Origin of the sequence: Streptomyces sp. NPDC046925, from assembly GCF_040644915.1 — a bacterium.
GTDB lineage: Bacteria > Actinomycetota > Actinomycetes > Streptomycetales > Streptomycetaceae > Streptomyces.
On sequence record NZ_JBEYWZ010000007.1, the window covers coordinates 44,420 to 59,278 of the forward strand.

At 71.0% G+C, this 14,859-nt stretch carries 12 protein-coding genes; 1 reads left to right on the forward strand and 11 read right to left on the reverse strand.

Translation table 11 applies throughout. The annotated features are described in order from the left end of the window. The first annotated feature begins 6 nt into the window (after nt 1–6). On the forward strand, nt 7–288 hold the full coding sequence (locus ABZ906_RS27180) for a hypothetical protein (protein WP_361195260.1): 282 nt from the start codon (nt 7–9) through the stop codon (nt 286–288). Nucleotides 289–312: 24 nt separating this feature from the next. Here the strand turns inward: ABZ906_RS27180 and ABZ906_RS27185 are convergent, their stop codons facing one another. The 11 genes from ABZ906_RS27185 to rsmI form a co-directional block, all read right to left on the reverse strand. Beyond that, entirely contained in the window at nt 313–1,038 is a 726-nt protein-coding gene (locus ABZ906_RS27185) for a LuxR C-terminal-related transcriptional regulator (protein WP_361195258.1), read from the reverse strand. A 261-nt stretch (nt 1,039–1,299) separates the two neighbouring features. Continuing rightward, the gene (locus ABZ906_RS27190) at nt 1,300–3,234 is read right to left on the reverse strand and encodes a PQQ-binding-like beta-propeller repeat protein (protein ID WP_361386894.1); all 1,935 of its coding nucleotides are present in this window, start codon (nt 3,232–3,234) and stop codon (nt 1,300–1,302) included. A gap of 67 nt (nt 3,235–3,301) precedes the next feature. Continuing rightward, complete coding sequence (locus ABZ906_RS27195; protein ID WP_361195255.1) at nt 3,302–5,164, reverse strand: PQQ-binding-like beta-propeller repeat protein; 1,863 nt, start codon at nt 5,162–5,164, stop codon at nt 3,302–3,304. Between the two features lie 146 nt (nt 5,165–5,310). Beyond that, the gene (locus ABZ906_RS27200) at nt 5,311–7,134 is read right to left on the reverse strand and encodes an ABC-F family ATP-binding cassette domain-containing protein (RefSeq protein WP_361195254.1); all 1,824 of its coding nucleotides are present in this window, start codon (nt 7,132–7,134) and stop codon (nt 5,311–5,313) included. 83 nt (nt 7,135–7,217) lie between these two features. After that, nucleotides 7,218–8,573 (reverse strand): acyltransferase, encoded by a 1,356-nt coding sequence (locus tag ABZ906_RS27205; protein WP_361386897.1) that lies wholly within the window; start codon nt 8,571–8,573, stop codon nt 7,218–7,220. Nucleotides 8,574–8,656: 83 nt separating this feature from the next. Then, nucleotides 8,657–9,556, reverse strand: coding sequence for a 4-(cytidine 5'-diphospho)-2-C-methyl-D-erythritol kinase (locus ABZ906_RS27210; RefSeq protein ID WP_361386900.1), 900 nt, complete (start codon nt 9,554–9,556; stop codon nt 8,657–8,659). Further along, the gene (gene rsmA, locus ABZ906_RS27215) at nt 9,553–10,422 is read right to left on the reverse strand and encodes a 16S rRNA (adenine(1518)-N(6)/adenine(1519)-N(6))-dimethyltransferase RsmA (RefSeq protein WP_361386903.1); all 870 of its coding nucleotides are present in this window, start codon (nt 10,420–10,422) and stop codon (nt 9,553–9,555) included. Before rsmA ends, ABZ906_RS27210 begins: the two co-directional genes overlap by 4 nt. Nucleotides 10,423–10,742: 320 nt before the next feature. Beyond that, on the reverse strand, nt 10,743–12,098 hold the full coding sequence (locus ABZ906_RS27220; RefSeq protein ID WP_361386906.1) for a ubiquitin-like domain-containing protein: 1,356 nt from the start codon (nt 12,096–12,098) through the stop codon (nt 10,743–10,745). Between the two features lie 179 nt (nt 12,099–12,277). After that, complete coding sequence (locus ABZ906_RS27225; protein WP_361195244.1) at nt 12,278–13,168, reverse strand: TatD family hydrolase; 891 nt, start codon at nt 13,166–13,168, stop codon at nt 12,278–12,280. Nucleotides 13,169–13,247: 79 nt separating this feature from the next. Next, nucleotides 13,248–13,601 carry a hypothetical protein gene (locus tag ABZ906_RS27230; RefSeq protein ID WP_361387430.1) on the reverse strand — a complete coding sequence of 118 codons (354 nt, stop codon included), beginning with the start codon at nt 13,599–13,601 and terminating at the stop codon, nt 13,248–13,250. A 309-nt stretch (nt 13,602–13,910) separates the two neighbouring features. Continuing rightward, nucleotides 13,911–14,837 carry a 16S rRNA (cytidine(1402)-2'-O)-methyltransferase gene (gene rsmI / locus ABZ906_RS27235; RefSeq protein ID WP_361195242.1) on the reverse strand — a complete coding sequence of 309 codons (927 nt, stop codon included), beginning with the start codon at nt 14,835–14,837 and terminating at the stop codon, nt 13,911–13,913. Nucleotides 14,838–14,859: the final 22 nt, after the last annotated feature.

A 14,859-nucleotide genomic window follows, 5' to 3' on the forward strand; every position in this document is an offset into this window, starting at 1 on the left:
TGGAACATGTCTGAACTGCACAACGAAGTCTCCGAGCTGGAGCGCAAGTCCGCCACGGCGGCTCGCCTCTTCGACATCCGGCGGATCATCGGCGGTCTGTTCGTCGTCTACGGAATCATCGTGACGATCGCCGGCATCTCCCCGTCCGACGCCGACATGAACAAGGCGGAGGACATCAACATCAACCTGTGGACGGGCCTGGCCATGCTGGCGCTCGGCCTCTTCTTCCTCGGCTGGCTGTGGCTGCGCCCCACCCCGCCGCCCACCGAGGACCCGGAAGGCGAATAGCACCACACCCCGCGGGGCCCGAGTTCACCGTGCCGGTGACTCGGGCCCCGTCGGCGTCTCCACGTCGTTCGCGAAAGCGGCCACGGGCCGCTCCGCGCGGTCGAGCAGCCCGGTCCGCGCGGCAAGGGCCGCGGCTTCCAGGCGGGAGCCGACGCCCAGTTTCATCAGGACGCGCTGCACGTGCGTGCGCGCCGTGCTGGGCGCTATGCCCATCCCCGCGGCGATGAGCCGGGTGTCCTCGCCGTCCGCGACCCGCACCAGGACCTCGACCTCGCGCGGCGTCAGCATCTGCAGCAGCCGCTGCCCCTCGTCGTCGGGCTGCGCGGCCGGATTGAGCAGCTCGCTGAACGCACCCTGGAGCAGTTGCGGGGCGACGGCCGCCTCGCCCGCCCGCGCCTTCATGATGGCGCGCTCGACTCCCTCTATGCGCTCGTCATGACGTACGTAGCCGGAGGCCCCCGAGGCGAAGGCCGCGGCGATGCCGCGCGGGCTCGGCACCGGGCCGAGCACCACCACGGCGACCTGCGGGCGCTCCCGCTTGATCTTCACGACCGGATCGAACATGCCGGCCTCCGCCGGCGTCGCCGTGCCGAGCAGGCAGACCTCGGGTGCCCTGCTGATGACCAGCTCCGCCGCCCCGGCCGCGGGCGCGGCCGCGGCGAGCACCCGGTGCCCGCGCAGTTTTAAGGCCGAGGCGAGTGCCTCGGCGAGCAGTCGGTGGTCGTCGACCACCATGAGCCGCACACCCATCGAGCAACCCCCCAGATATCCCCACGGATCCCCCACGGATCGAGGGCCCCCCGGCCCCGCACCCACTCATGCCCCGGAAGCTACACGCTTGTTCGACGTCGCGCGCCCCCTACCGGTGAGAAGCGGCCTGGAATGCCGAAATCCCGGCCATAAGAAAGCCCCCGTCAGTACATACGTACGGAGGGGCGAACAGGAACAGCAAACGGCCCCGCTCCCTCCCGGGAACGGGGCCGTCCGGTGTGTACGCGGAGGTCACAGGGGTTACTGGGCGACAAATCCCAGCGCCGTGTACTCCTTCTCGTCCTTCGAGTACGGCTTGCTGATCAGCTCCTTGCCGAGATACAGCTTGCCGTTCCCGTAAAGGAGTTCGTTCGATTTCGGCACCATGCTGCTGATCGCGCTGCCGACCGACTCGGCGGCCGGGGTCTCCAGGAGCTTGGTCTCCTTCATCGTCTTGCCGTTGAGGGAGACGACCTGGGCGCCCTTGTCGTAGCCCGCGTCCTTGTACGCCAGGATGTTGCCGCCGTCCATGCGGATCGGGAACATCTCGCCGTTCTCGCCCGCGTCGGCGCGGTCACCCGTGGTCTTGCCGGTCTCCAGCGAGAAGGAAATGATCTCGTTCGTCTGGCTGTAGCCGTCGCCGCCGCCCTTGTGCTGACGGGTCGGGACGTAGAGCTTGTCGTTGCCGACGGCCAGCGAGCTGCAGGCGTAGACGACGTTGACCTCGCAGTCGTGGTCGTACTTGCCGTCGGGCAGCGAGATCTTGGCGCGGAGCCTGCCCTTGTCGTCGAGCGAGAACGCGTCCGTGACACCGCTCGCGGTGATCTCCTGCGTGTCCTGGCCGAAGACGACGGGACGCGTCGAGATGATCTTGGCGTTGTCGACGCCCGGCGTCACCGGGTAGGTCCACTTGTCGTCGCCGGTCTTGGGGTCGAGGAGCTGGATCTTGAGCTTCTCGTCGCCGTAGTCACCGCACTTCTGGACGACGACGAGCTGCTCGCCGCCTGCGTAGCCCTCGTCCTGGCACTCGTCGCCCACGGTGGGCTCCCACAGGAGCTTGCCCTTGTCGGCGATGTCGAAGGCGGCGCCGCCCGCGCTGGAACCGACCGCGACGGTGTTGCCGCTGATGGTGAGCTCCTCGATCCGGGCCTTCGAGCTGCCCTCGTCGATGCTCTTCGTCCAGAGCTTGCGGCCGTCCTTCAGGTCGACCGCGGAGATCTGCGAGCAGGTCTGGTGGTCGCCCTTCTTGGTCCGCTTGGCCTCTTCGTAGGCGACCGCGACGACGCCGTCCTTGGTGACCTCGCGCGAGCCCGCGCAGGTCTGGCCCGCGAGCGGCAGGGTCCACAGTTCCTTGCCGTCGGTGGGGTTGTAGCCGACGATCTCGTTGACGCCCGCCTTGGCGTAGACGTCATCGGTGAGCCAGGAGCCCTTGATGCTCCAGACGTCGTCCTTGGGCACCTCGGGCTGCGGGATCTGCATGGAGACGGTGGCGCTGGTGTTGGTCGGCACCTTCTCCGAGCCGGGGCCGCTCGGGCCCTGCTCGTCGCCGCCCTTCTTCTCCTCGCCGCCCTTGCCGCCGCCGGTCGAGCCCTCGGAGCTCGCCTCGGTGTCGTCCTTGCCCGAGGTCGAGGCGTAGAAGACACCGCCGCCGACGATCAGGGCGATCGCGACGACCGCACCGATGATGATCTTCATCTGGCCGCTGAGCTTCGAACCGCCCGACGCGGGCGCACCGGCCTGCGGGGCCATCGGCATCGTGCCCGGCTGCTGGTAGGCGCCGTAGGGAGGCTGCTGGTTGTACGGGGCCTGCTGGCCGTACGGCTGGGTCGGCTGGCCCGGGTAGCCGTAGCCCTGCGGCTGGCCGGGGGGCGGGGTGCCGGGGGCCTGCGGCGCCTGCGGGTAGCCGTAGTTGGGCTGGCCCTGCGGCTGGCCCGGCTGGCCCTGCGGCGGCGGAGGCGGCGTCTGCGGCGGCGCGACCTGCGGCTGGCCCGCGGGCTGCGTCGGCGGCTGGGCCGGCGGCGGAGTCTGCGGCGGGGTCTGCGGGTAGCCGTACGACGGGTTGTTCGGCTCGGGAGCCTTGCCGAAACCGCCCGGCGGCGGGTCCTGGGGAGCGCCGAACCCGCCCGGCGGGGGGTCCTGAGGAGCGCCGAACCCACCCTGCGGGGGCTCGTTGGGCGGCTGGGGCGGCTGGGTCATGACGTCGATTCCTTGGGGACGAGAGATGAACTGAGCGACGGAGAGGGCGACTTGCCCGACGGAGAAGTCACTTGCCGTAGGCCAGCATCAGCTTCTCCTGGCCCTTTGCGCTGCCCGAGAGCCGCGTGGTGGAGATGTAGAAGCGACCGTCCACGTAGTCGATCGCCTTGGAGTAGAAGCCGCTCTCGATCTCCGAGGTCCCCGAGGGGTTCTTCAGGAGCGTCTTCGGCTTGTGCGAGCCCGACAGCGGGATCGAGACGACCTGGCCGCCGGAGTCGTACGAGGGATTGACGTATCCGATGACCGCATCGCCCTCGACCTTGATCGGCAGCATCGATTCGTCAGCAGGGGACTTCGTGCGCCAGGCCTCCTTGCCGGTGTTGAGGCTGATCGCCACGACCTCGTTGGGGCCGGACGTCGCATCGGTCGGCAGGTAGAGGTTCTTGTCGTCGGTCGTCGCGCCCAGGCAGCCCTGGAGGCTGCCGCCGAGGAACGTCGAGCCGTCACACTCGGGCGCGAACTTCTCGTCGACGGCGACCTCGGAGCGGGTGGCGCTGCTGTTGGGCTTCAGCGTGGTGATGTTCCACTGCTTCTTGTCCTCATTGGTGAGGTACACGATCGTCGGGCTCTCGGAGTAGATCCGCCCGACCTTCCAGCCCTTGGGGAACTTCTTCGTCCACACGGTCTTGCCGGTCTTCGGGTCGAGCTGCGCGAGCTCGTCGTGCTCGCTGGGCGAGCTCGCCCCGCACGAGTAGGCGACGAGCATCTTCTTGCCGCCCGCGAAGCCGCTGGGGAAGCAGGTCCCCGGGTCCTTCTTGTCGGCGACGAAGAGCTCCTTGCCGTCGCTCAGGCGCAGTGCCGTGCCGGACTGGGAGCGGCCGACCATCACCGTGTCACCCGTGAGGGAGAGGTCGGTGCTCATCGACATGTCGAAGAGGCCCTCCTCCTTCACCGGCTTCACCCAGCCCTTGCCACCGGTCTTCAGGTCGACGACCTGGACCTGGTTGCACTTGGCGTCGTCCTTCTGGCCGTCCTTGTACGCCACGACGATCTTGTTGTCGTCCGAGATCTGCGGGGTCGTGCCACAGATCTTCTGCGGGAACTTGATCGTCGGCCAGGCCTGGTCGCCCGTCTTGACCTTGTAGGCGGTGATCTCCTTGAACGCCGCCTTGACCGCGATGTCGTCGTGGATCCACATGCCCTTGGCGTCGGCGCCGGAGCCGGGCACCTTGGGCGCCTCCTTGTACCAGAGCACCTTCGACTCGCCGGGCTGGCGGCCCGCGTTGAGGTCTTCCGTGGCCTTGTCGCCGTCACCGTCGCCGTCGCCCGGGTTGACCGGGGCGGAGCCGCTGGCCTTGGGGTCGTCGCTGTTTCCGGCGACGGGCTTCTTCTTGCTCGGCTCGTCGTCACCGCCGACGACCGCCCAGGCGACACCGCCGATGACCAGCGCCGCGGCCGCCACGGCCGCCACGATCAGGCCGGGCTTGCCCTTGAACGGGTTCTTGCTGCCACCGGCGGGCGGGGTTCCGGGCGCGCCGGGGCCGCCGGGGAACTGCTGCTGCGGGTAGCCGTACTGCGGCTGGGCGGCGTAGGGGCCCGGCTGCGTGGGCTGGTTGTAAGGGCCGGGCTGAGCCGGCTGGGTGGGCTGGTTGTACGGTCCGGGCTGGTTGTACGGTCCGGACTGCGGGTAGCCGTACCCCGGCTGGGGCGCGGGCGGAGTCTGCGGGTAGCCGTAGCCGGGCTGCGGCGCGGGCGGCGTCTGCGGGGCCCCGGACGGCGGGGTCTGCGGAGCCTGCGGCGGCTGGCCCGGAGCCTGTGGCGGTTGGGCCGGTGGCTGCGGCGGCTGACCCGGTGGCTGCGGCGCTCCCTGCTGCGGATCCTGCGGAGCTCCGAAACCGCCGGACGGCGGCTGGTTGGGCGGCTGAGACATCAGCGCTTCCCCCTTCACTGATTTTTCGGCACGCCAAGTGGTGCTCAGGCGGACCTTTCTATCACCCTGTCCCCCTAGCACAACTGACCGGTCCGCCCCCTGTTCCCAAGGGAGGACCGGCCCGTGATGTGTCCGTTACGAGACCTCTACGCGCTCTCCGCAAGCTCCAGCCAGCGCATCTCCAACTCGTCCCGCTCGCTCACGAGTTCGCGCAGCTCCGCGTCCAGTTTGGCCACCTTTTCGAAGTCGGTGGCGTTATCGGCGATTTGGGCGTGGAGCCACGTTTCCTTCGTGGACATCTTGTCCAGCTGCCGCTCGATCTTCTGGAGTTCCTTCTTCGCGGCGCGGGCGTCGGCGGAGGAGACCGCCGCCTTCTGCGGGGCGGCAGCCTGCGCGGCGGAGGCAGCGAGAGGGGCCGCAGGGACACCCGCGGCCTCCATCCGCTTGCGCCGCTCCAGATACTCGTCGATGCCGCGCGGCAGCATCCGCATCGTGGCGTCGCCGAGCAGCGCGAAGATCTTGTCGGTGGTGCGCTCCAGGAAGAACCGGTCGTGGGAGATCACGACCATCGATCCGGGCCAGCCGTCGAGGACGTCTTCGAGCTGCGTCAGCGTCTCGATGTCGAGGTCGTTCGTCGGCTCGTCGAGGAAGAGGACGTTCGGCTCGTCCATGAGGAGCCTCAGCAGCTGGAGCCGCCGCCGCTCGCCGCCGGAGAGGTCGCCGACGGGCGTCCACTGCTTCTCCTTGTTGAAGCCGAACGTCTCGCAGAGCTGGCCCGCGGTCATCTCCCGGCCCTTGCCGAGGTCGACCCGCTCGCGCACCTGCTGCACGGCCTGCAACACCCGCAGCGTCGGGGAGAGTTCGGCCACTTCCTGCGAGAGATAGGCGAGCTTGACGGTCTTGCCGACCGCCACGCGCCCCGCCTCGGGCTGCACGTCGCCGTCCGAGCGCTGCGCCTGGGCCATCGCCCGCAGGAGCGAGGTCTTGCCCGCGCCGTTCACGCCCACCAGGCCGATGCGGTCGCCGGGGCCGAGCTGCCAGGTCAGATGCTTGAGGAGCACCTTGGGCCCGGCCTGCACGGTCACGTCCTCCAGATCGAAGACGGTCTTGCCGAGCCGGGTCGTCGCGAACTTCATCAGCTCGCTGGTGTCGCGGGGCGGCGGCACGTCGGCGATGAGTTCGTTCGCGGCCTCGATGCGGTACCGCGGCTTGCTGGTGCGGGCGGGGGCGCCGCGCCGCAGCCAGGCGAGCTCCTTGCGCATCAGGTTCTTGCGCTTGGTCTCCTCGGTGGCCGCGATGCGCTCGCGCTCGGCACGCGCGAAGACGTAGTCGGAGTACCCGCCCTCGTACTCGAAGACGGCCCCCGCCTGGACGTCCCACATGCGCGTGCACACCTGGTCGAGGAACCAGCGGTCGTGCGTGACGCAGACGAGCGCCGAGCGCCGGGTGCGCAGGTGCTCGGCGAGCCAGGCGATGCCCTCGACGTCCAGGTGGTTGGTCGGCTCGTCGAGCACGATCAGGTCGGGTTCGCCGATGAGCAGCTTCGCGAGCGCGATACGGCGCCGCTCGCCACCGGAGAGCGGCCCGATGACGGTGTCGAGCCCCTGCGGGAAGCCCGGCATGTCGAGCCCGCCGAAGAGGCCGGTGAGCACGTCGCGGATCTTGGCGTTGCCCGCCCACTCGTGATCGGCGAGGTCACCGATGACCTCGTGCCGCACGGTGGCCGCCGGGTCGAGGGAGTCGTGCTGGGTCAGCACGCCGAGCACGAGACCGCCGTTGTGCGTGACCCGCCCGGAGTCGGCCTCCTCCAGCTTGGCGAGCATCCGGATGAGGGTCGTCTTGCCGTCGCCGTTGCGCCCCACGACGCCGATCCGGTCTCCCTCGGACACGCCGAGGGAGACACCGTCGAGCAGGGCACGGGTGCCGTACACCTTGCTGACTGCCTCGACATTGACCAGGTTGACGGCCATTAACGCTCCAGGGAAGGGGATCGATCGACCTCCAGCGTAGTCGGAGGCGACGACAACCGGCCCGGCGGCCGCTGCGGAGCCGATCAGCCCGCGGAACGCCGCCCCGCCCGCTCCACGAGCAGCCACCCCGCCAGGGCCATGCCCACCGCCACCGGCGCCGTCATACGGACGGCCACCACCATCGCCGTACGTCCTTCGAGCAGCCCGCCGAAGCCGACCATGGAGAGGCCGAGCACCCCGAACAGGCACAGTGCGACACCGAGCGCGGCAGCGGGGCCGGAGACCGCGCCCGGCGCGACCGCCGCCGACTCCCGCGCCCTCGAGGGCCGTTCGAAGCGGCGGAACGCGGCCACGAGCACCGCGGTGAGCAGGGCGGCGGCGACCATCCGCAGCGGGACCTGCGCCCACCACGCGGCCGAAGCGGGCTCCGGCAGCGGTACGTCCGCGGCGATGAGCGTGCCGTACACGCCGAGCATCGCCGTCAGGTGCCACAGGAACGCCGTCATGGAGACTCCGTTCGCCGCCACCACGCCCCGCCACACCCGGGGCCGCGCGAGCCACCGCACGGCGGGCTGGCGCAGCAGCTCCACCGCTCCCACCAGCCACATTCCGTGGCAGAGGAGGGCGAAGGTGGGCGGGGCCATGTTCGAGACGCGCTCGCCGGGCATGCCGACCATCGAGAGCGGATAGGGGCCGAGGGCCACCAGGGCGGCGGCGCCCGCGAGGCCAGCCGCAGCCAGGGCCGCGGGCAGGGGGACGCCGGGCATCCGCAGCCTGCCGTCCGCCCGCAGGAAGCCGAGCTGATGCACCGCGAGCCATACGAAGGCGAAGTTCAGGAACTCCACGTACGGCACCCCGAAGGCGAAACGCGCCGTGTCCACCGCCCCCGCGGCCAGGACGAGGCCGCCGAAGGCGCCCCACCCGTAGCGCTCGTGCAGCCTCAGCAGCGGCGGTGTGAACGCCACCATCGCCAGGTAGATGCCGATGAACCACAGCGGCTGGGCGACGAGCCGGAGCGTCACGTCCAGCAACGCCCCGCCCTGGCCGAGCAGTTGGAGCAGCAGGGCAGCCGCGCCCCATACCCCAATGAAGACCATCGTCGGCCGCAGGAGCCGTTGCAGTCGTGCCCGCAGGAACGCCGAGTAGACGGAACCGCCGGGGGTCTTGCGGCGGAGGGAGCGGTACGACAGGGCGTGCGAGAAGCCGCCGACGAAGAAGAACACCGGCATGATCTGGAGCAGCCAGGTGAGTGGTTGCAGGCCGGGCACGACGGCGAGGAGATTGCCGACCTCGGCATGGCCGTCGTCCCCGACGGTCACCGCCGCCATCAGCCAGTGCCCGACGACGACCGTGCCCAGCGAGGCGACCCGCAGCAGGTCGATGTACCGGTCGCGCCCGGCGGGCGTCTTCTCGGCCAGTTCGCGAACGCTTGATCCCATGTACGTACGGTCGCGCGGGCCGCGGGGCCCGCGTCAGCGCGTACGTACTCAGATCGGCGTCTGAGTATCCCTGCCCGCTGCCCCTACCCCTGGAGCACCGTCGCGCCCGGAGCGGGCGAGTCCGCGATCCGGGCCGTGCGGCAGGTGCCGGAGGCCGTCAGCGCGTCGGCGATCCGGCGCGCGGCTGCGGCGTCCGCGGCCAGGAACGCCGTCGTCGGCCCGGAGCCGGAGACCAGCGCGGCCAGGGCGCCCGCGTCCGTACCGGCGGCGAGGGTGTCGGCGAGCGAGGGGAACAGCGAGAGGGCCGCGGGCTGAAGATCATTGGTGACGGCGCCCGCGAGCGCCTCGACGTCACCCTTGCGCAGGGCGTCGAGCAGCGCGGGGGACGCCTGCGGGGCCGGGGCCTGCGGAGTCAGCCGGTCGAACTCGCGGTAGACCGCGGGCGTGGAGAGGCCGCCGTCGGCCACCGCGAACACCCAGTGGAAGTCCCCGCCGACCTCCAGGATCTCCAGCTTCTCGCCGCGCCCGGTGCCGAGCGCCGCGCCGCCGACCAGGCTGAACGGCACGTCGCTGCCCAACTCGGCGCAGATGTCGAGCAGTTCGTCCCGCGAGGCCCGTGTCCCCCACAGTGCGTCGCACGCCAGGAGCGCGCCCGCGCCGTCCGCGCTGCCGCCTGCCATGCCGCCCGCGACGGGGATGTCCTTGGCGATGTGGATGTGCACGCCGTCCGTACGTCCGTGGCGCGCGGCAAGTAGCTCCGCGGCCCGCGCCGCCAGGTTCGTACGGTCGAGGGGTACTTGCCCGGCGTCGGGCCCCGAGCAGGTCACCCGCAGCTGCTCGGCGGGGGTCACGGTGACCTCGTCGTAGAGGCCGACGGCGAGAAAGACATTCGCCAGGTCATGGAACCCGTCGGCGCGGGCGGGCCCCACGGCGAGCTGGACATTGACCTTGGCGGGCACCCGTACGGTCACGCTGTGGCTCACGCGCCGGCTCCCTTGTTCTCCGCGATCCGCGCGAACTCCTCCACGGTCAGTGCCTCGCCGCGTGCCTGCGGCGAGACCCCGGCGGCGACGAGCGCCGTCTCCGCGGCCGCGGCCGAGCCCGCCCAGCCGGCGAGCGCGGCGCGCAGGGTCTTGCGGCGCTGGGCGAAGGCCGCGTCGACGACGGCGAAGACTTCCTTCTTCGATGCGGTGGTCTTCACCGGCTCGGCGCGCCGCACGAGCGAGACGAGGCCCGAGTCGACGTTCGGGGCGGGCCAGAAGACGTTGCGCCCGATGGAACCGGCGCGCTTCACGTCGGCGTACCAGTTCGCCTTCACGGACGGCACCCCGTACACCTTCGAGCCCGGGGCGGCGGCGAGGCGGTCGGCGACCTCGGCCTGCACCATCACGAGCGTGCGCTCGATGGTGGGGAAGGTGTCGAGCATGTGCAGCAGGACCGGCACGGCGACGTTGTACGGGAGGTTGGCGACCAGTGCGGTCGGGGCGGGGCCCGGCAGGTCGGTGACGAGCATGGCGTCGCTGTGCACCAGCGCGAAGGATCCGGCCTTCGCGGGGAGCCTGGCCTCGATGGTCGCCGGCAGGGCTGCCGCGAGGGTGTCGTCGATCTCGACCGCGACGACGCCGGCCGCGGTGTCGAGCAGCGCGAGGGTCAGCGAGCCGAGCCCGGGACCGACCTCGACGACCACGTCCTCGGGGCCGACTTCCGCGGTGCGGACGATACGGCGGACGGTGTTGGCGTCGATGACGAAATTCTGGCCGCGCTGCTTGGTGGGGCGTACGCCCAGAGCTGCGGCCAGCTCGCGGATGTCGGCGGCACCAAGCAGGGCCCCGGGCTCACTGTTACTCACGGCACCAGGTTACGTCTGGCCCCCGGGCCCCTGACACCAGTCACCCCGGCCCCGCTGCCCTGCCAGGCTCTCCCGCCGGCCCGATCGCCCCGTGTCGGGAGCCCGGGCCCCGCACACCCGCACCCGGCATCGAGACGGGAGGGGGTGTGTCGGTATTTCCGCCCGGAGCACGGTTCGCGGCGCTCCCGAGGCGAAGTGGACAGGCGCCCAGAGGCGGATGGCGAGGACGGACATACCGACGCGCCCCCGCACCCATAGACGGAGCGAAACCGCAGTCGCCCCACGCGCCCGCACCCGGCAACCGGACCACCGCCGGCCCCCTACAACCGCCCCCCGCAATGCGGCCACGGGCTCGCCCCCCGCTGCACGTACAGCTTCTTCGCGCGGAACGTCTGTTCGTCCGCGGAGGCGTCCTGGGGGCGGCCCGAGCCGCCCAGGCTCTGCCACGTCTGCGTGTCGAACTGGTAGAGCCCCCCGTACGTCCCCGACGCGTCCACCGCGCCCGGCCGCCCGCCCGACTCGCAGTGCGCCAGCGAGCCCCAGTTGAGCCCCTCCGCCCCGGCCACCGAATTCGGCCGCTGCTTGGTGCCGACCTTCACGATCTGCGTCTGCGGCTCCCGCACGACCTCCGCACGCAGCCGCCGCGGCTTCTGCTTGACGCCGTTGACCGTGCGCAGCGCGTACGTGACCCGCCGGGTGCCCTGGTGGCCCTGCCGCTCCACGACCTCCGTACCGGCGAACAGCGAAGGATCGTCGCTGCGCCGCACGTCGAACGGAATCGGCTCGTCCCGCACCTCCTTGCGCCCGGAGATCCGCATGACGGTCACCGTCTGGCCGTCCCGCGGGAAGCTCTCGGGCGGGACGGATGTGGTGTCCTGGCCGTGCAGGCTGACCCCCGACTCCTCGACCGCCTCTCCCACCGTCGCCGCGTTCGTACGGATGGTCCGCTCACGCCCGTCCGCCATGATCGTCACGGTGCGCTCGGTCCGTACGTCCAGGTCGAGACCGGCCCGCTCGATCCGCTTGCTCCGCGAGGCCGACAGATAGGCGCCCTCGGCCCGCACCCCGAGCTGCCGCAGCGCGCCGTCCACCGTGCGCGCCGTCGTCCACACCTCGCGCCGCTGCCCGTCGAGCGTGAGCTTGACCGGCCGCCCGTAGCGGACGGCGATCTCGTCGCCGCTGGCCAGGGCCGCGCCCGCGCCCGGCGCCACGATGTCGTGCGCCCCGAAGTCCACGCCCTCGTCCTCGAGGAGCTCGCCCACGTCGTCCGCGAAGGTGTGCAGGGTGCGCGACTCCCCGTCGACCGTCAGCTGCACGGCCTTGTCGTCGGCGACGAACGCGGAGGTGCCGCCCGCGAGAAACGCGACGACCAGGGCCTGCGGCAACAGCCGCCGGAAGGCCTCGGGCCGCTCGGAGACACGCTCGGCGGTCCCCTTCGACCGCGCACCCGCCCGCGGCGTGGGCGTCGGCTTCGTCTTCCTGCGCCGGGCGGCCCGGCGCGCCTCGGCCCGCCCCCCTGCGGAGACGGGCCCGGCTGCCTGCCGGGGAAAGTCGGCCCGGAAGGCCGGCTCGGTGTCCCGCTCCGGCACCGGCACCTGTCCGGGCTCCGGGCCCGGCTCCGGCTCATAGGCCGTGCCGACCCCATAGGGCGTCTCGTACTGCGGCGCATGACTCACGACGACGCTCCAGCGTTCTCGTACTGTCGTTCTCGTACTGGTCTGGTCCGGTCTGATCCGGTCGGTCCGGATCGAGCAAGGCGACCAGAACCTAGCGGAGCGACCGTCACTCTCCAAAGCAGCACGACTACGCAGTGTCGCGGCATGGCCCATAACCACAGGCCCCGGGGCGTTATCCGTCAGTAATCAAAGGCACGCGCCGTATTGACCGAGATCGCCTCAGCCATGGCGTCCTCTCCGATGCCGCGCACCTCGGCCATGGCCCGCAATGTGACCGGAATGAGATATGGCGCGTTAGGCCGTCCGCGGTAGGGAGCGGGCGTGAGGAAGGGCGCGTCGGTCTCCACGAGAACCAGTTCGAGGGGTGCCACCGCCAGCGCGTCGCGCAGACCCTGCGCGTTCTTGAACGTCATGTTGCCCGCGAAGGACATGAAGTACCCGTTCTCCGCGCACACTTGGGCCATCGCCGCGTCGCCCGAGTAGCAGTGGAAGACGGTGCGCTCCGGAGCCCCCTCCTCCTTCAGGACCCGCAGCACATCCTCGTGCGCCTCGCGATCGTGGATGACCAGGGCCTTGCCGTGCCGCTTGGCGATCTCGATGTGGGCGCGGAAGGAGCGCTCCTGGGCGGCCTTGCCCTCGGGCCCGGTGCGGAAGTAGTCGAGCCCGGTCTCGCCCACGCCCTTGACCTGGTCGAGGGCGGCGAGCGCGTCGATCTCGGCGAGCGCCGCGTCGAGCGCCCCCTCGCCGCCCGCCACGCGCGCCCCCTGCCGGGACCAGCCGTCGGGGTCGCCGTGCACGATGCGCGGCGCCTCGTTGGGGTGCAGGGCGACGGTGGCGTGCACGCTCCCGTACGCGGCGGCCGTCTCGGCGGCCCAGCGCGAGCCCGCCACGTCACAGCCCACCTGCACGACCGTCGTCACGCCCACGGACGCCGCCTTGGCGAGCCCCTCGTCCACCGTCCCTGACTGCATGTCGAGGTGGGTGTGGGAGTCGGCGACCGCCACCCGAAGGGGTTCGGGCAGCGGCGGCGCGGCGTTCTTGGCGTCGGCGTCTTTGGAAGAGGAAGGCATGCCCCGATCCTACGAAGGGACATCGGCCCGCCGGAAAGGACGACCGAGGGACGACCGGCAGGGACGGCGGAAGAGGCCGTCAGCCCGCCTTGCGGTGGTGGAAGGGGTGCAGCAGCGCCGACAGATGCCAGTGATGGTGCTGCTTCGGCTCACCGGCGGCCTCCGCCCCGGGCTGCCCGTCGTCCGCGGACGCGTCCACCGCCTTCGTGGCCCCCCGCGGCGCATGATGCCGCTGCATCAGATCGAGTACCGACGACACCTGCCCGGCCCGCATGATCCGTACGACATGCCCGCCGCAGTTCAGGCACGTCGGCCGGGTCAGGGGCGAGGGCACATGAAGGCCGTCCGCCCGGTACATCACGAATTCCTTGCCCTCGCCGTCCACGTGATGCTCGATCTCGTACGACTGCTCCCAGCCGTGCCCGCAGCGCATACAGGCAAAGGCGTACGACTCGTGAACGGTGTTTGCCGGGTGTGCCGCGGATATCGCGTCGGACGCCCTGGACGCCGTGGTGTGTTGACGACCGGTGTCGGCGATCTCACTCATGCCAGCTCCTCTTGTCCGCTGGACAAGCGCTGCCGGACCGGGGATTTCCTCCCGGCCGGAAGCGTGGGGACGGGTGCGTCCCCTTTGACCAGTGGACGCCTTTCCCGGAGCGAGCGCATCGGACCTGTCGACAGTTGAAGGCGATTTTGGCTTTCCATAGCCTTCAGGCCCGGTGCGCGGCCCGCACTTTGCCTTTTACGATAGTCCTTTGCTCTCCGATGGGGCGCTTCGAGCCGCATTCTTTGCCGCCACCACCGCATCGAACACATCACGCTTGGGTAGCCCCGCTTCGGCCGCGACGGCGGCGATCGCCTCCTTGCGCCGCTCCCCCGCCTCCTCGCGCACCCGCACCCTGCGCACCAGCTCGTCCGGGCCCAGGTCACCGGGGCTTTTCTCGGGTGCGCCCTCGACGACGACGGTGATCTCACCGCGTACGCCGTCGGCCGCCCACTGTGCGAGTTCCTTCAGCGAACCCCGCTTGACCTCTTCGTACGTCTTGGTCAGCTCGCGGCACACGGCCGCCCTGCGCTCTTCGCCGAACGCCTCGGCCATCGCGACGAGGGTGTCGTCGATACGGTGCGGTGCCTCGAAGTAGACGAGAGTGCGACGGTCCTCGGCCACCTCGCGCAGCCGCGAAAGACGCTCGCCCGCCTTGCGCGGCAGGAAGCCCTCGAAGCAGAAACGGTCCACCGGAAGCCCCGAGAGCGCGAGCGCGGTGAGCACCGCGGACGGCCCCGGCACGGCGGTCACCCGGATGTCCTTCTCGACGGCGGCGGCGACGAGCCGGTAGCCGGGGTCGGACACCGAAGGCATCCCGGCATCGGTCACGAGCAGCACGCGCGCGCCGCCGACCAGCGCCTCGACGAGATCGGGCGTCCGCGCGCTCTCGTTGCCCTCGAAGTACGAGACGACCCGGCCGCCCACCTGCACACCGAGCGCCTGGGTGAGCCTGCGCAGCCGCCGGGTGTCCTCGGCGGCCACCACATCGGCCGACTCCAGCTCGGCGGCCAGGCGCGGCGGTGCGTCCGCGACGTCGCCGATGGGCGTGCCCGCGAGGACGAGGGTGCCCGACGAGGGGTTTCCGGGGGGCTGGTTGCCGGGAGAATCTGCGCTTCCTGTCACTGTTCCATCCTCGCAGGAGCCG